Source organism: Paenibacillus sp. 1781tsa1, assembly GCF_024159265.1.
In the GTDB taxonomy this organism is placed as follows: Bacteria; Bacillota; Bacilli; order Paenibacillales; family Paenibacillaceae; genus Paenibacillus.
In genome coordinates, this window is sequence record NZ_JAMYWY010000001.1 from 4,732,195 (window position 1) to 4,748,928 (window position 16,734).

13 protein-coding genes are annotated in these 16,734 nt (G+C 48.3%); 2 read left to right on the top strand and 11 right to left on the bottom strand.

Going from position 1 to position 16,734, the window contains the following annotated elements; translation table 11 throughout:
* Positions 1–10 precede the first annotated feature (10 nt).
* From def to NKT06_RS21375, 10 genes are all read right to left on the bottom strand, one after another.
* The gene (gene def / locus NKT06_RS21330) at positions 11–499 is read right to left on the bottom strand and encodes a peptide deformylase (protein WP_145322836.1); all 489 of its coding nucleotides are present in this window, start codon (positions 497–499) and stop codon (positions 11–13) included.
* A 117-nt stretch (positions 500–616) separates the two neighbouring features.
* Positions 617–3,166 carry a primosomal protein N' gene (gene priA, locus NKT06_RS21335; RefSeq protein ID WP_253439060.1) on the bottom strand — a complete coding sequence of 850 codons (2,550 nt, stop codon included), beginning with the start codon at positions 3,164–3,166 and terminating at the stop codon, positions 617–619.
* 3 nt (positions 3,167–3,169) lie between these two features.
* Positions 3,170–4,405 (bottom strand): bifunctional phosphopantothenoylcysteine decarboxylase/phosphopantothenate--cysteine ligase CoaBC, encoded by a 1,236-nt coding sequence (gene coaBC, locus NKT06_RS21340; protein WP_253439063.1) that lies wholly within the window; start codon positions 4,403–4,405, stop codon positions 3,170–3,172.
* Positions 4,406–4,545: 140 nt separating this feature from the next.
* The gene (rpoZ, locus tag NKT06_RS21345) at positions 4,546–4,758 is read right to left on the bottom strand and encodes a DNA-directed RNA polymerase subunit omega (protein WP_091028645.1); all 213 of its coding nucleotides are present in this window, start codon (positions 4,756–4,758) and stop codon (positions 4,546–4,548) included.
* A gap of 157 nt (positions 4,759–4,915) precedes the next feature.
* Positions 4,916–5,488: a guanylate kinase gene (gmk, locus tag NKT06_RS21350; protein ID WP_024631121.1), complete on the bottom strand. Its 573-nt coding sequence runs from the start codon at positions 5,486–5,488 to the stop codon at positions 4,916–4,918.
* A gap of 13 nt (positions 5,489–5,501) precedes the next feature.
* Positions 5,502–5,762, bottom strand: coding sequence for an extracellular matrix/biofilm regulator RemA (gene remA / locus NKT06_RS21355; protein WP_006209218.1), 261 nt, complete (start codon positions 5,760–5,762; stop codon positions 5,502–5,504).
* A gap of 51 nt (positions 5,763–5,813) precedes the next feature.
* Positions 5,814–6,713: a YicC/YloC family endoribonuclease gene (locus NKT06_RS21360; RefSeq protein WP_253439066.1), complete on the bottom strand. Its 900-nt coding sequence runs from the start codon at positions 6,711–6,713 to the stop codon at positions 5,814–5,816.
* 19 nt (positions 6,714–6,732) lie between these two features.
* On the bottom strand, positions 6,733–8,622 hold the full coding sequence (locus NKT06_RS21365; RefSeq protein WP_253439069.1) for a bifunctional homocysteine S-methyltransferase/methylenetetrahydrofolate reductase: 1,890 nt from the start codon (positions 8,620–8,622) through the stop codon (positions 6,733–6,735).
* Positions 8,623–8,836: 214 nt separating this feature from the next.
* Positions 8,837–9,670, bottom strand: coding sequence for a diaminopimelate epimerase (gene dapF / locus NKT06_RS21370; protein WP_036614947.1), 834 nt, complete (start codon positions 9,668–9,670; stop codon positions 8,837–8,839).
* A 183-nt stretch (positions 9,671–9,853) separates the two neighbouring features.
* Positions 9,854–12,712, bottom strand: a complete 2,859-nt coding sequence (locus NKT06_RS21375) for a cation-translocating P-type ATPase (protein ID WP_253439072.1) — start codon at positions 12,710–12,712, stop codon at positions 9,854–9,856.
* Between the two features lie 355 nt (positions 12,713–13,067).
* Here NKT06_RS21375 and NKT06_RS21380 point away from each other — a divergent pair, with 355 nt between their 5' ends.
* Entirely contained in the window at positions 13,068–14,849 is a 1,782-nt protein-coding gene (locus tag NKT06_RS21380) for an Rqc2 family fibronectin-binding protein (protein WP_253439075.1), read from the top strand.
* A 377-nt stretch (positions 14,850–15,226) separates the two neighbouring features.
* A complete protein-coding gene (locus tag NKT06_RS21385; RefSeq protein WP_253439077.1) occupies positions 15,227–15,673 on the top strand; it encodes a GNAT family N-acetyltransferase in 447 nt (148 codons plus the stop codon).
* Between the two features lie 148 nt (positions 15,674–15,821).
* Here the strand turns inward: NKT06_RS21385 and NKT06_RS21390 are convergent, their stop codons facing one another.
* Positions 15,822–16,691: a PHP domain-containing protein gene (locus NKT06_RS21390; RefSeq protein ID WP_367399871.1), complete on the bottom strand. Its 870-nt coding sequence runs from the start codon at positions 16,689–16,691 to the stop codon at positions 15,822–15,824.
* Positions 16,692–16,734 lie beyond the last annotated feature (43 nt).

Sequence of the window (16,734 nt, forward strand, 5' to 3'; positions counted from 1 at the left end):
CGATCACTCCTTAATTACGACGCGGTCCCGTTTGATCGGCTGCAATTTCGTACACTTTCTCGGCGATATCCGTAAACAGTACACCATCCAGATGATCAATTTCATGCTGGAATGCACGGGACAGCAAGCCACTACCCGTAATAATCAACTCTTTGCCTTCACGATCCAGACCTTTAACCGTAACGGTCTCAAAACGGCGAACATCACCATTAATGCCAGGGATACTCAGACAACCTTCCGGTCCGAATTGCTCTCCCTCACTTGCAATGATCTCCGGGTTAATCATCTTGATCAGCCCTTGCTCATCACCTGCGTCAATAACAATCAGACGTTTCAAAATACCAACTTGCGGCGCAGCTAGACCTACACCCTCCGCATCGTACATAGTATCCGCCATATCATCCAGCAACTTTTGTACATTCGGTGTAATTTTGGTTACTTCTTTGGCTCTCTTGTGGAGCACCTCATCTGGTTCTTGCACGATAATGCGAATCGACATGTTGTAAGCACCTTCCTAATCCTCATCATAATTTCAGGACGATATTCTGTATTTTTGGGGTATTCATTTTAATCTATGTTTATACCGCTTGTTTACATCCGCATTACTGCAAAATGCTTACATTAACATTTGCGGGTCTACATCCAGACTAATAAGCAATTTTTGCGCCTGAACGTCGTCGTCCATACGCCGGGCCGTTGCCAGAGCGAGTCCTATGGCGTCTACATCCCCCCGCCATTTTATCATACATTGGAATCTGTATCTATTCTTGATCCGAGGAATCGGGGACGCTACCGGCCCTAATACATCAAAGGCCTCATTGCTGAATCGATCCAAACTGCCGAGCCAACCGGCCGCATTAGCCTTCTCTTTCAGTATCCGCGTGTAGTTCTCGGCAAGACGAATCAATACCGGAAGCTGCTCATGCGAAAAGGTCACCAGAATGAGGCGACAGTATGGCGGATATTGCAAATTACGACGATGCAACAGTTCCTCACGTACAAACGATACATAGTCATGCTTACTCGCATGGCCAATAGAGTAGTGCTCCGGCGTATAGGACTGAACAAACACCTCACCAGGCAATTGGTGCCGACCAGCTCGTCCAGCTACCTGTGTTAATAACTGAAACGTTTTTTCGGCAGCACGAAAATCAGGCAAATTCAATGCTGAATCCGCTGTGATCACGCCAACCAGAGTCACATCAGGGAAATCGAGTCCCTTCGCAACCATCTGGGTGCCAAGCAATACGTCAGCCTTTTTCTCACGAAACTGTTTCAGCAGCTTCTCGTGAGCCCCTTTTTCCGTTGTTGTATCCACATCCATCCGTATGACCCGAATACCCGGAAAGAGCTTCGCAAGCTCTTCTTCGACCCTTTGTGTACCTGTACCAAAGTATCGAATATGCTCACTTCCACAATCCGGGCATACTTCCGGAGCCGCTTCCGCATACCCGCAGTAATGACAACGAAGATTATTGGAGCGCTGATGGTACGTCAATGAAATATCACATTCCGGACAACCTGCTACATATCCGCAACTGCGGCACATGACAAAGGTCGAATATCCACGGCGATTCAGCAGAAGCACCGTCTGTTCACCACGCTCCAAGCGCTCCTCCAGCCCTTTGTGCAAAGCTCTGCTGAACATGGAGCGGTTACCATCCTTCAACTCTTCGCGCATGTCAACAATTCGCACCTCGGGCAGTTTGTTACCCAGTGCACGTGTTGGCATCTCCAGCAACAGTGGTGCAAAATCATCGTTGCTCTGAGAGCGTGCCGCATAGTAACTTTCCAGCGAAGGTGTCGCTGAACCCAGAACAACCACGGCCTGATGCTGCTGTGCTCTTTTAACCGCTACATCCCGGGCATGATATTTCGGAGTTTCCTCCTGTTTGTAGGAAGTCTCGTGCTCCTCATCCATAATGATCAACCCAAGCCGACTGAATGGAGCAAATACGGCTGAACGCGCTCCAATCGCGACCTTCACCTGACCCTCACGAATCTTGCGCCATTCATCATAACGTTCACCGCCAGACAGACGACTGTGCATGACCGCAACCTGGTCGCCGAATCGCCCTTTAAAACGTTCCACCATCTGTGGTGTCAGTGCAATCTCGGGAACCAGTACGATGGCCTGCCGATCCTGCTCGATGCATTGTTGAATGGTTTGAAGGTAGACTTCCGTCTTGCCGCTGCCTGTGACACCATGTAGCAAAAATACCCCGTGGCGTTGTTCCTGCAATCGGCCATTGATACTGTCGTAAACACGCTTTTGCTCATCGGTCAGAAGCAGCGGTTCCGTTGCTTGGAACTTCCTTCCTTGATAAGGGTCACGAAAGACCTCAACGTCCTCGGTGACGATTAATCCCTTTTCCTCAAGTCCCTTCATCGTCGCCGCCGATACCTGCAGTGTGGATAACACTTCTTTCATCGGCATGGGCAGCAGCTCTTTCATTTCCAGCAAAAAAGAAAGAATCTCCTTCTGCCGCTGTGCTTTCGCCGGGAATGAAGCAAGTGCTTCCTGAGCAGCAGCAATATCTACAGCCAGATCAACGGACTTCATCGTTTTTTTATTCAACTTGTCCTTGATAGCCTGACTCTCCAGCAGCACGCCACCAAGCAATAATTTCTTAATTAGTGCAGCATGATTGGGATATTTTCGACTCAATTGTTGCAGCGGTACCTGACCCCGACCTTTAACAAAACGGATGATATCCTGCTGCACTTTCTCGTTCGTAGACTCTTCTCCCCAAACAAATAACACCTCATCATCCGGTTGTGCACCCGCCATCTGTCCATCAAGTGCATCTCCCAGCGAGATGTATCGCTCTGCTTTTCCTTTTAATGCGGTCGGCACCATGACCTGCAATGACAGAATCCGGTTACTGGCATAACGCCCACTCATCCATTCGGCCAATTCAACCAAATCCTTTGACAAGGGGGGAACAATGTCCAGCAACTCCTGAATCTGCTTGAGCTTGAATGTTTCCTCTCCGGTACGCGGCACAAGATCAATCACGAATCCCTGCACCGTCCGATGTCCAAAAGGTACACCCACCCGGCTGCCAATCTCGATCCATTCCCTCATCGATTCAGGTACCAGGTAATCAAACGGTCGGTCTGTATCCTTCACGGGAACATCGACAATGACCTTGGCAATCTCCATATCCTAATTCCTCCCGGCAATGCGCTCCGCCGCAATCCGGAGCAACCGATGAGCCACATCGTCCTTGGCCATCACTGGAAGCTCCTCCACCAAACCTTCCCGGTCATAGATATGTACCGCGTTGGTGTCTGTTCCAAATCCTGCACCCGTATGGGTTACGTCATTGGCTACGATCAGATCACAGTTTTTCCGTTCCAATTTCTCACGTGCATACATCTCAACGGACTGAGTCTCCGCAGCAAAACCAATTAAAAACTGATGGGTTTTCTGCTTGCCCAGCGTTTCAAGAATATCTATATTTTTAACAAGTTCGAGCGACAACGTGTCGCCTTTCTTCTTGATCTTCTCGGTGTAAACTTCCTTAAGGCGATAATCGGCAACAGCCGCCGCCTTAACCACGATATCAGCATCGTCCCACTCGCGTGTTACGGCTTCGTACATATCCTGTGCTGACTGCACAGGGATCAACTCAACGTTCTCCGGCGGCTTGGCTTGTGTATTGCCCATGACCAATTTCACATTGGCCCCCAGATCACGCGCAGCTGCAGCTATGGCAAATCCCATTTTGCCAGACGAATCGTTCGTAATGTATCGTACTGGGTCAATTCGCTCAATCGTACCTCCAGCCGTAACAACAACCTTCTTGCCTTGTAATAGGGAAGCTTGTTCCTTCCTTGTACGTTCTGCAGATTCGCGCTGTTCAAAGTAACGTTCCACCACATCCACAATGCTCTCCGGTTCTTCCAGACGTCCCTTGCCTACATATCCACACGCAAGCAGACCTTCACCCGGTTCAATCATCATGGCGCCCCGTCCAACAAGCAGGTTCATATTATGCTTTACAGCTGGATGATCATACATATGTACATTCATCGCTGGAGCAATCATGACAGGGGCAGTCGTGGCAAGAAGAGTCGTTGAGAGCATATCATCTGCCATGCCATGTGCCATCTTGGCAATCACATTGGCGGTAGCCGGGGCAACCAGAACAAGATCAGCCAGATCAGCCAGATGAATATGAGATACGACCGCTGGCTCACGCTCATCAAATGTATCGGTATATACGGTGTTTCGGGTTAACGTTTGCAGCGTTAATTCGGTAATAAACTGTGTAGCAGAAGCTGTCATAATTACATGAACATCGGCTCCCTTTTGCACCAGTCTGCTGCATAATGTTGCTGCTTTGTAAGCGGCTATGCCGCCTGTCACACCAAGCACGATTTTTTTACCGTTCAACATGTTTATTTCCCCCGATAATTTATACGACGTCTAAACAATGAGTTCATTGAAATATGCTTATTCGTAAAAAAATAACAACCTCGCGGTTGTCAATTAATCCGGCTTACGCCGTATGCAGTTGAAGAGCAGCCGCAGGCGGCTTACTCTTCCTCTTCGTCCTGTCCTTTGATGACAACGAGCAGGTCTCCATAGATTTCTTCCAGTGCAACGCCCACTTGTTTATGGGATCTCGCACCTCTTAAATCCGATTTTTCACCTTCACGTAGCTGTCTAGCCCGGCGGGAAGCAGCAACAACAAGGGAATACTTGCTGTCGACTTTGTTCATCATTTCATCAATAGAAGGATACAGCATATTAACAAACACCTCTTCGCATTAGTATAATCACAAGTTGCCGCCTGACAGAACTGATGTGGCATGTCTTCACACCCGGGCATTCCGAGAAGGAGTGCTTCAGTATATGATATGACAACTGCCCCACTTATATCGCATTCTGCAGCGGCAAAAGGGATTATTTATTGATCTTACAATGTTCGGCGATTATGATGCTTTCTATTCTCTTGCACGCCAAATCAATTTCATCATTAACAACAGCGTAATCATACTGCTCCAGCAGACTGATCTCATCAACCGCCACGGACATCCGATGATCAATGGTCGCTTGGCTCTCGGTACCACGGCCCTGAATGCGATCTTTCAGCTCGTCCAATGAAGGAGGAAGCAGGAAAACAAAGATCCCTTCCGGGAATTTCTCTTTCACTTTTAACGCGCCTTGGACCTCAATCTCCAGAATGATGTCGCGGCCTTCGTTAATCGTTTTCTCTACAAAATCACGCGGTGTTCCGTAATAATTACCAACATACTCCGCATGTTCCAACAATTGATCTTCAGCAATCATGTTCAGGAACTCTTCATGACTTCTGAAGAAATAGTTCACACCATGTTCTTCACCCAGACGAGGCTGACGGGTTGTTGCCGATACGGAATAGATCAATTCCGGCACCCGTTTGCGCAAAGCGCTGCATACAGTACCCTTCCCGACCCCAGATGGGCCGGACAACACTACCAGTAATCCTTTAGACATATTACACTCCATTTTATTCGTCGTTATCATCATCTTTCGAAGAAAGACGATGGGCGACCGTCTCAGGCTGAACTGCAGACAAAATGACATGATCGCTATCCGTAATAATTACGGCACGAGTACGTCTTCCGTACGTTGCATCAATCAGCATGTGACGATCTCTTGCCTCTTGTATAATTCTCTTGATCGGCGCCGATTCCGGACTCACGATGGATATAATCCGGTTCGCCGATACGATGTTACCGAATCCAATGTTAATGAGTTTGATTGCCATAATCAGGTTCTTCCCCCTATACATGCGACTCTTTTGCCGAAATTTGGCTGTTCATTCGATATTCGCAGCTTGCTCACGAATCTTCTCCAGCTCCGCCTTCATCTCGACAACACGATTCACCAGAGCCAAATGGTTGGCTTTTGATCCAATCGTATTGACTTCCCGATTCATCTCTTGAATTAGAAAGTCCAACTTACGACCTACAGGCTCATCACTTTTCAGCAGTTCCCTGCTCTGTCCAAAGTGACTCAGTAGACGCGTAAGCTCCTCTTCTATGTTAGAACGATCGGCAAACATTGCAATTTCCATACCCAATTTATGCTCATCAAAAGGGAAAGAGCCTTCTTCCTGCATTTCCGTAAGCCTCTGTCTTAGCTTGTTGCGATAATCACTTACCACAGTCGGTGCAAGATCAAGCATCTCGGTATGCAGTGACTCCAGACGGGTAATACGCCGTTCCAGATCACTGGCCAGATGAAGACCCTCGCGAGCGCGCATCTGTTCAAGGCTGGACAGAGCCTCTTTCAATCCTTCCTGCAGAACTCGCTCCCATTCGTCCTTCTGCTCTTCGGGAATGGAACTTGTCCCATCCGAATGAACCATGACGTCCGGCAGCCCAAGCATATCCACAATACTTGGTTTGCCTTGCATTCCATATTGGGTCTCCAGTTGCTCTGCAGCCTGCAGATAGGCCCTGACCGTCTGTTCATTCAGAACAGCGGGAAGAGCCTGGTCTTCCTCTTTTTCTTTCATTACATAAACATCAATCCGCCCACGTTTCAAACGACTCTGTACGATTTTCCTCAAACCGTCTTCATAATACGTCCACTCTCTTGGTAGACGCATCATCACTTCGCAATAACGATGATTAACAGATTTGATCTCTAATTGTACCTTATAGCCGCCAAAATGAAAGGCGGATTGACCGTATCCGGTCATACTGAATGACATCGGCATCACATCCGTTTTACTATTGTAATTGATTATTAGGGTTGAAACAAGTAGGACATTGATGCTCCGACTTCTCCCATACGTATTGAGTCAGTTCGGCCGTCATGCCGTAGAACATAAACGGTGTCATAAGATAGATGCCTTTGAAATGTGCTGTTGCTACGTCCAGCAGTTCCTTGGCAATTTTTACCCCCATCGCCCGGCCCTCTTCGCCTTCCAGACCTGCCATACGGGAACGCACTTCATCCGAAAGCTGAATTCCGGGAACTTCGTTGTGCAGATATTCTGCATTCCGTCCACTTGCCAGTGGCATTACACCTACAAAAATAGGCACATCCAGGTGTTTGGTCGCTTCGTGCATTGCCACAATCAACTCCGGGTCATAGACAGGTTGTGTCATGATGTAATCTGCACCAGAGGCAATTTTTTTCTCCAGACGTTGTACAGCTTTATCCAAATATTTCACATTGGGATTAAATGCCGCTCCGATGACAAAGCCAGCTTTTTGCTTCAGCGGTTTACCCGAGAAGGCCACCCCATCGTTCAATTGTTTGATCATGCGTATGATTTCAAAAGAGGTCAGATCGTATACCGAGCTTGAACCAGGCAGATCGCCAAATCTTGCAGGATCACCTGTCACAGCGAGTACATGATTAATCCCCAGGGCATCAAACCCCATCATGTGGGACTGCGTTCCAATCAGATTCCGGTCACGGCAGGCAATATGCACCAATGGACGGAGACCCGTGCGATCCTGAACGAGGTGACCCAGCGCCATGTTGCTCATTCGTGTAACCGCTAATGAATTGTCGGCCAGTGTCAGAGCGTCTGCTCCTGCTGCTTTTAGTATCTCCGCACCTTTCATGAACTTGGCAATGTCCAAGTCACGCGGCGGGTCAAGTTCAACAATAACTGTGTGACGCTGCTTGACCAGATCAACAATCGTAGGCTGTCCTCCACGTCCGGAGCGCTCATCCACATGTTCATGCAGCACAATACGCGGTTTGGATTCTGACGGATCAGGCTCCAAAATAGGCAAAGGTACGTAATCTGCAAGCGCCTCTTTCATGGCGGTAATATGATCAGGCGTTGTACCACAGCAACCGCCGATAATACGAGCACCGAGTTCCGCAAATTGCACTGCCGTCTGACCAAAGTACTCTGGAGTCGCACCATAACGGAACTGACCATCCACATAATCTGCTGCACCCGCATTCGGATAGACAGACATTGGAATACCAATACGTCCGGAGACGGTTTCCATGGCACGCATAATTCCGTTTGGACCTGAGCGACAGTTAAAACCGATCACGTCCGCACCCTGCTCCCGCATGATCCGGAATGCTTCTGGCATTGTATATCCGTCCAGTGTGTGTCCTACATCCTCTACCGCGAACTGTCCAATCACGGGTAGATCACTTAGCTTGCGCGCTTGCAAAAGGGCAATATCCATTTCCTCGATATCATAGAAGGTCTCAAGCAGAATACCATCCACGCCTTCATCAAGCAGTGCAAAGATCTGTTGTTGATAAAAGCGTTTCAGTTCACTTGTGGAGACGTTTGTTCGCTTGCCGCCGCGAATAGAGCCTACTGCACCAAGAACATAACCGTTAGCTCCAGCCACTTCTTTGGCAATACGAACGCCGGTCCGGTTCACATCCTCCACCTTGGACTCCAAACCGAACTTGGACAACTTGTCATAGTTGGCAGAGTACGTATTCGTTTCAAATATCTCTGTACCTGCATCCCGATAACGGCGATGTACTTCCGCCACTACTTCAGGTGAAATCAAGTTTAGCTCTTCATATGAAATCCCTACCGGGAATCCCATTTGGTACAGATACGTTCCCATGGCCCCATCTCCAATGAGAACTCGTTCCTGCATAACTTTGCGCAAATCCGCCTTCATCCCTTTTCCCCCCGCCTAGCTGTGATCATTTTCATACTAATGTAACACAAAAAACGCTAAAAAACGAAGAAAAACACAGGTTTTTGTTGAATATCCAGCTCATAAGGACTTTCTTTCCACATAACACCCAATATGTCTCTGTACAGGAGACACACACACTGTCCTTTAACAAAAAAAGAGGCCCGCAGGCCTCTTGGGTTACACCGTTCTCATATTATGACGTAATTCCCTTAAAAACAACTTCAGCCGGTCCAGTCATGTACACATGATTGTCAGCTTCATTCCACTCAATGTGGAGATCCCCACCCTTAAGGCTGATGACTGCTGTACGATCTGTATGTCCATTCAGGACAGAGGATACCAGTGTTGCACAAGCCCCGGTTCCACAAGCAAGTGTTGGGCCAGCTCCGCGTTCCCATACACGCATGTCCACATATCCACGGTCACGAACTGTTGCGAATTCCACATTGATTTTTTTCGGGAACATGGGATGTACTTCAAGAAGTGGGCCCCACGTTGTGAGATCAAAATTAACAGCATCATCAACATAGATAACGGCATGCGGGTTACCCATGGATACGGCAGTGAATTTGAACGCATGTCCGTTCGCTTCAATGTAGTGATCAACCACTGGATTGGCATCCACCGTTGTAGGCACTTGAAGACCATTCAGGATCGGCTCACCCATATCCACACGAACCGTTTCCACTTTACCATCACGAATGTTGAGACTCACAGGTTGTACCCCTGCACCAATCGTTTCAATGGTAATCTGCTCCTGGTTAACATGGCCATGATCGTATACATATTTGGATACACAGCGAATGGCATTACCGCACTGCTCTGCTTCCGAACCATCCGAGTTCATGATGCGCATCTGAAAGTCCGCCTTTTCCGAAGGCAGTATATAGACCAGGCCGTCCGCACCGATGCCGAAGAAACGGTTGCACCATTTCACAGCCAATTCTGCAGCATCTGCCGGAAGCTCCTTTTCACCAAATACAACGATAAAATCGTTACCAAGTCCATGCATTTTCGTAAATTCCATAATCTTGCCCACTCCTTTTGGCAGTCTGCTGCCAAAGCTATATTCTTGCTCTTCTACAGGATTACCATAGAAATTCATATTCAATATTTACACAAAAAAAGCTATCCTGCAAAATGCCAAAGCTGCCGCTTCGAATCATTTTGAGGATAGCATAACGAAATAGGTAAGGAAAAGGTATTGATTTTATGCTGAAAACTTTGTACTTTTCGGTACGAAGCGGCCAGAACCACCCATACGGCGGCGGTTACGACGACCACCCCACACGCTGCCCGCGCCCATAAGGAACGTTGGAATGCCTGCAGCAACGATACAGATCGCCCATTCACGCAAGCCCAGCGGTACGGTTTTGAAGATCGGCTGCAACGGTTCAACGTACATCACAACCAGCATCAGTACAACCGATGAAATTACAGCAAGAACCAAATATTTGTTCTGCAATGGATTCCGGTGGAAGATCGACCGCGAACTGCGGCAGTCAAAGACGTGAATGAGCTGCGCCAAGACGAGTGTAGCAAAAGCCACAGACTGTGCCTTGATCAGTTGACCCGGATTATCCGGTGCAGCCTGAAGGGTAAGCCAGAACGCTCCGAGTGTACATAATCCAATCAACACACCCCGGCTGACAATTTTCCAACCCAGTCGGCGGGCAAAAATATTTTCCTTGGCACCACGAGGCTTGTGTTCCATCAGATCTTTTTCCGGCTGATCTACCCCGAGCGCCATTGCAGGCAAACCATCCGTCACCAGGTTAACCCACAAAATCTGAATAGGTACGAGTGGCAGTGGCAAGCCCATCATCATCGCAAAGAACATTGTCAAAATTTCGCCCACGTTCGATGCCAGCAAATAACGGATAAACTTGCGAATGTTCTCATAAATATTACGACCTTCTTCTATGGCAGCCACAATCGTCGAGAAGTTATCATCACTCAGGATAAGCGCCGAAGCTTCCTTCGTGACATCCGTTCCTGTAATGCCCATCGCGATCCCAATGTCAGCCGCTTTAATAGCCGGAGCGTCGTTCACTCCATCCCCCGTCATGGCAACGACATGTCCTTTGCGCTGCAATGATTTCACGATGCGAAGCTTATGTTCAGGAGACACTCTTGAGAATACATAGATGCCCTCTACCTGTTTATCCAGTTGCTCATCCGTCATGCCTGCCAGCTGCTGACCACTTAGAGAAGCACCACCGCGTGGAAGAATCCCGAGTTGATGAGCAATGGCTTCTGCCGTTGTACCATGATCACCTGTGATCATGACAGTTCGTATCCCCGCCTTGCGGCATGTGGCAATCGCATCTCGCACTTCACGACGCGGCGGATCAATCATACCTGTAAGCCCTACGAATACAAGCTGACTCTCGGCGGCGTGTTCGTCAGCCACTTTTTCTTCCGGCCGCACTTCACGATAGGCCATTCCGAGGACACGCAGTGCTGCTCCGGCCATGCTTTCATTGGCTGCCATCACTTTCTGCCGCAGCGTTCCAGTGAAAGGTACGACTTTACCTTCCCACAAAATATAACTGCAGTGTCCGATTAAAACATCCGGCGCACCTTTGGTGTAGATCATTCGGCCTCCCTGATGATGAACCAGGACCGACATGCGCTTACGCTCCGAATCAAACGGGAACTCCTGCTCCCGGGCATACAGCTCTTTGAGGCCAGCAGGGGTAAGCCCCATTTTGGAGGACAGTGTGACGAGCGCCCCCTCCGTCGGATCTCCCTTCAACTCCCAGAATACATTTTCTCGCTTAACCGTTTCTTCTTGGAAATCATCTTTTTTTGTATTTTTCTTGCCGTCCTTTTTGTTATCCTTGCCCTTTTTCTTGCTTCCCGACTCGTTTGCAATGGTCTCCACAATACTCGCATTGTTGCAAAGCGCACTAATCTGAAGCATTCTGCGTAGCGACTGGTCACTCTTCAGTTCCACCATTCGGCCGTTCTCCAGCATCTGCCCTTCAGGAGCATAACCATCCCCGGTAACCTTGATGCTGCGTCCCTCCAGCCATACATCCGTTACCGTCATCTTGTTCTGGGTGAGCGTGCCTGTCTTATCCGAACAGATTACGGATGCACAGCCAAGGGTTTCCACAGAAGGCAGTTTGCGTACAATGGCTTTACGCTTGATCATACGCTGCACGCCTAGTGCGAGTGCAATGGTTACAATGGCCGGCAGACCCTCCGGTATGGCAGCCACCGCGAGGCTGACCCCAGCCAGGAACATGCCAACGGCTGGTTGTCCGTGCAATATCCCGGCGACGACAACCATAATGGTTAATCCCAATGCGACAAAAATAAGAATTTTGCCCAGTTGTTCCAGCCTGTGCTGTAAGGGTGTTTCCTGCTCCTCCGTATTCTGGATCAGATCGGCGATTTTGCCCATCTCCGTCTCCATCCCCGTACGGATAACCACACCTTTGGCTGTACCACGAGTGACCATGGTGCCCATAAAACCAATATTCTTCTGATCACCAAGTGGAACGTCCTCATCGGCAATCGGAAGGCAATGTTTGCTTACGGGAACCGATTCCCCGGTTAGGGCCGACTCCTCCACATCCAGACTGTTCGTTTGCAGCCAGCGCACATCAGCAGGTATGCGGTCCCCACTCTCCACCATGACAATATCTCCGGGGACAAGTTGTTTGGCTGCAAGGTGTACTTCCTGACCTGAACGAAGCACTTTGGCAAGAGGTGCAGACAACTGTTTTAACGCACGAAGTGATCGTTCAGCCCGGAATTCCTGTACAAACCCCAGAATGGCATTCAGTACGATAATGGCCACAATCGTTACCGCATCCAGATACTCACCCAGTAATCCCGATACCAACGTTGCTCCCATCAACACCAGCACCATAAAATCCTTGAACTGATTCAAGAGCAATGTAATCGGAGATATACGTTTCCCCTCGCTCAGCTCATTCGAACCGACCACTTTCCTCTTCTCTGCTACAGCTTCATCCGTCAATCCTTCCTGCGGGCTGACGCCAAGAGTGTTACGAAGCTCTTCATCACTAAGTTGATGCCACTTGGTATGTTCCATGCTTCAAGTTTCCCTCCCAGTCTGTATTTCATCTGCAAAATAAGCTCACATGACTCACCGGCGCGCTGGTCGACAGGCTGTACACTATGCCGGACAAACTACCTGCTCTATATGTATTCGGACAGGTCTGTGATTAGCACCCTGAAGGTGAATCCTTTCCCTGATGGACAGAATAGGCTAAAATAAAAGTCTGCGATGTTCTGCGCAGCACCATGTTCAGTGTTCAACAGGCAAGCAACGAAGAATCTGCATCCAGTCCTTATTTTTTTACATATCTGGTTGCACGTTTCAGTTATATAGATGAAGCATTGCGCATGATAAATGCAGGTGCTCGATAGAGAGAGGAAGTGGAAAAATGGCATTGGACGGCATCGTAACACGGGCCATTGTTCATGAACTGCAAGGCTGCATTGGTGGACGTATTAGCAAAATCCATCAGCCGAATGGTCATGACGTAGTTCTCACACTGCGTGCTCAGCGCGGTAATAGTAAATTGCTTGTTTCGGCAAGCCCAACATATCCCCGTGTGCATTTTACGGAAAAGACATTCCTTAATCCTACGGAAGCACCCATGTTCTGCATGCTGCTCCGCAAGCACTGTGAAGGTGCAATCATTGAGGAGATCCGTCAGATTGGCATGGAACGTATCATCCACATCGATGTGCGCCAGCGTGACGAATTGGGGGATGTTTCGGTTAAACGGATCATCATCGAATTAATGGGGCGTCACAGTAACATTATTTTGCTTGATCCCGTTACAGGAACGATTCTGGATGGCATTCATCATGTGACTCCGTCCATCAGTAGCTACCGGGTAATCATGCCCGGATTCGCGTATACTGCCCCACCTGAGCAACATAAGAGTAATCCGCTCGAAGTGAGCCGTACAGTATTCGAGGACAGCTATCATGCCGTTGAAGAAGAGGCATCACGCTGGCTTGTGAACTCCTTTAGCGGTCTTAGCCCGTTAATTGCAGGAGAGATTGCTGCCCGTGGGATTGCTGCTGAAGGCACAGGGAGCACTCCGGCTGTGGTTGAGGGTGAGAGCCGTGAGAGCCGAGTTGAGGTTGATGCACTCTGGAGCGCTTTTGAAGCCGTGATGGGTCCTGTCAGAGATCATCTCTACACGCCCGTAACCGGAATGAACGCCAAAGGCAAAATGATTTTCTCTGCCGTTCATCTTGAGAGCATTCAAGACTTGGAGAAAACGTATGACACGATGAGCAAGTGCATGGAAGATTATTACGGAGACAAGGCTGAACGGGACACGGTTAAACAAAGAGTAAGTGATTTGCTCCGTTTTCTGCAGAATGAGCGAAGCAAGAATATCAAAAAGCTGGACAATCTGAACAAGGATCTGCTGGAAGCAGACGATGCGGACAAGTTCAGACTATGGGGTGAGTTGCTGTTTGCCTCCCTGCATCAGGTCCACAAAGGGGACAAGAGCGTGGAGCTTGTGAACTTCTACGACGAAGACCAAGCCAACATTACCATTCAGCTTGATCCGCTGCTCACACCGTCTGACAATGCACAACGTTATTTCAAGCGGTATAACAAATACAAGAACAGTCTGGCTGTCATTCATGAGCAGCTTGGCAAAACGAAAGACGAAATTGACTATCTGGATAACCTGTTACAGCAGCTATCCATTGCATCGATGAACGACATTGAGGAAATACGGGACGAGCTTGTGCAGCAAGGATACCTTCGTGATCGCAATAAAAAGGGTAAAAAGAAGAAGAAAAGCGATCGTCCGACCGTACACCAGTTTACCTCCTCGGAGGGAATTGACATTCTTGTGGGTAAAAACAACCTGCAGAACGAGTACGTAACCAACCGTCTCGCTTCTTCCAACGACACTTGGCTGCATACCAAAGACATTCCAGGTTCACATGTCGTTATTCGCAGTACGGACTTTGGTGAAGCTACATTAGAAGAAGCAGCGCAGCTTGCTGCCTACTTCAGCCAAGCCAAGGAGTCCAGCAGTGTGCCTGTCGATTATACGTTTATCCGTCATGTACGCAAACCAAGTGGTGCGAAGCCTGGTTTTGTCATCTATGATCATCAGAAGACCTTGTTTGTCACACCAAATGACGAGTTGATCAAAAGTCTACCATCCACGATTAAAAATGGATAGTATATATAAGTTGAACTAAAGATTATTTACACTGACACTACGATGACAGAACAACCTTCCAATCGCTGTTATCCCCAGATTTTTTGATTCCCTTTTCTCAAGGGAAAATCCGGTGATAAAGGCGCACGCTTCGCTTTTTCAGGTTTTTTCTGTCCTCTCCGTTATCGTGTAAATGATTAGTTCAAATTATATAGATGTAAAAGTAACAAAGACAGAATCCCCTGACCATTAACGGTTCAGGGGATTTTTGTGTTGCATTACTTGTTTCAATGATATGTGAAGCTCGGCTTATTTAGCTTCCTCATTGAATATTAATTCATTTATATGTATAATAATTCGATTGTGATGAATAAAATTTATAGTTAAGGAAGTGTATCATGACCATACATATCAGAGAAACTCAACCTGATGATCTGAAACCCCTGATGGCATTAATGCATGACTATGTGGTGGGATTCTACAACAACCCTTGGCCTGGTGATCAATCCATCCAGCTTTTGATCAACAACTTGCTTAATCAGCAGATCGGTGCTCAGTTCGTGGCAGAGCAGGACGGGAAGCTTATCGGATTTTCCACCCTGTTCTTTACTTACAGCACGATGAAAGCAGAGCGTGTCGCCATCATGAATGACCTATTTGTTACGGAAGCATTCAGAGAAGGCGAAGCAGAAGCCAAATTATTTGCACACTGCCAGCAATATACGCGTGAACATGGGTGTGCTTATATGTCCTGGATCACAGCCGTGACTAATGAACGAGCACAGCAATTATTCGAGCGTCTTGGAGCTACACGCGGCGCTTGGGTCAACTATTCGATTACATAGACTCTTTTTTAACACATAAAAAAAGGACATGAATACATGCAGGTTTATCCCTGGCATGATCCATGTCCTTAATTCTCAAACGTCCCTAAAGTGTACCCCACTAACGGCAGAATTCATTATAGTCATAGGGAGCGTTACCACGTTTAACTTATACTCCCTCTTGCTGTGAGGCAGCTGCCTTCAGCCTTTCCAACACATCAACCGTTACGGTTTTGCTACCCAGATCCCCGTGGAAAACGACACCTTGCCGTTCTCCATGATAATCTGATCCGCCAGTCTCGATTAACCCATAACCCTTAGCCATCTCGGCGTATCTGCGCTCATCTTCCGGTTCATGGTCCGAGTGAAACACTTCGAGTCCATCTGGACGGGAGTCCTCAATGATACGCCGAACCAACTCATCATCTTTATAGAGGCCCGGATGGGCAATCACGGCAGCTCCACCTGCGGCTCTGATCCACTCGCACGCATCCTTCGGCGCAACACGGGGTACAGACACGAAGCCAGGCTTGCCTTCAGCAAGATATCGATCGAATGCATCCCGCATGTCGACAGCATATCCCTTCTTCACCAGCACATCAGCCATATGAGGTCTGCCGATACTCTCGTCAGGCTCTAGTGGCCGTCCCAGCTCATCCAGTACTTCCTGCCAGCTGATATCAAGCCCGAGTTCCTGAAGCTTCGCGATAATCAGATGATTCCGCTCATCTCGCGCTTCTCGTAATCCGCGCAACCGTTGCAGGAATTGCTCATCCTCCGTATTCACATAATACCCGAGCACATGAATATCTTTCCCGCCAGCCCGAGTGCTGATCTCCACTCCGGCAACAACATCAATATCGTACTCTTTTCCCGCTTGCTGTGCTTCCGCTACACCGGCTACGGTATCATGGTCTGTTAGAGCAACCGCAGATAGCCCTTTTTGTTTGGCAAGCTTCACATTATCAGCAGGTGGCTGCATTCCATCTGATGCCTGACTATGGGTATGCAGATCACAGCGTCCTTTGCTTTGATTCACGCACAGCAACTCCTATCTTTCAAAAGTGGATTGTGATTAAATC

Coding starts and splice junctions, on each gene's coding strand:
- def (WP_145322836.1), bottom strand. CDS start 499: ATGTCGATTCGCATTATCGTGCAAGAACCAGATGAGGTGCTCCACAAG.
- priA (WP_253439060.1), bottom strand. CDS start 3,166: ATGGAGATTGCCAAGGTCATTGTCGATGTTCCCGTGAAGGATACAGAC.
- coaBC (WP_253439063.1), bottom strand. CDS start 4,405: ATGTTGAACGGTAAAAAAATCGTGCTTGGTGTGACAGGCGGCATAGCC.
- rpoZ (WP_091028645.1), bottom strand. CDS start 4,758: ATGCTGTATCCTTCTATTGATGAAATGATGAACAAAGTCGACAGCAAG.
- gmk (WP_024631121.1), bottom strand. CDS start 5,488: ATGTCTAAAGGATTACTGGTAGTGTTGTCCGGCCCATCTGGGGTCGGG.
- remA (WP_006209218.1), bottom strand. CDS start 5,762: ATGGCAATCAAACTCATTAACATTGGATTCGGTAACATCGTATCGGCG.
- NKT06_RS21360 (WP_253439066.1), bottom strand. CDS start 6,713: ATGTCATTCAGTATGACCGGATACGGTCAATCCGCCTTTCATTTTGGC.
- NKT06_RS21365 (WP_253439069.1), bottom strand. CDS start 8,622: ATGAAGGCGGATTTGCGCAAAGTTATGCAGGAACGAGTTCTCATTGGA.
- dapF (WP_036614947.1), bottom strand. CDS start 9,670: ATGGAATTTACGAAAATGCATGGACTTGGTAACGATTTTATCGTTGTA.
- NKT06_RS21375 (WP_253439072.1), bottom strand. CDS start 12,712: ATGGAACATACCAAGTGGCATCAACTTAGTGATGAAGAGCTTCGTAAC.
- NKT06_RS21380 (WP_253439075.1), top strand. CDS start 13,068: ATGGCATTGGACGGCATCGTAACACGGGCCATTGTTCATGAACTGCAA.
- NKT06_RS21385 (WP_253439077.1), top strand. CDS start 15,227: ATGACCATACATATCAGAGAAACTCAACCTGATGATCTGAAACCCCTG.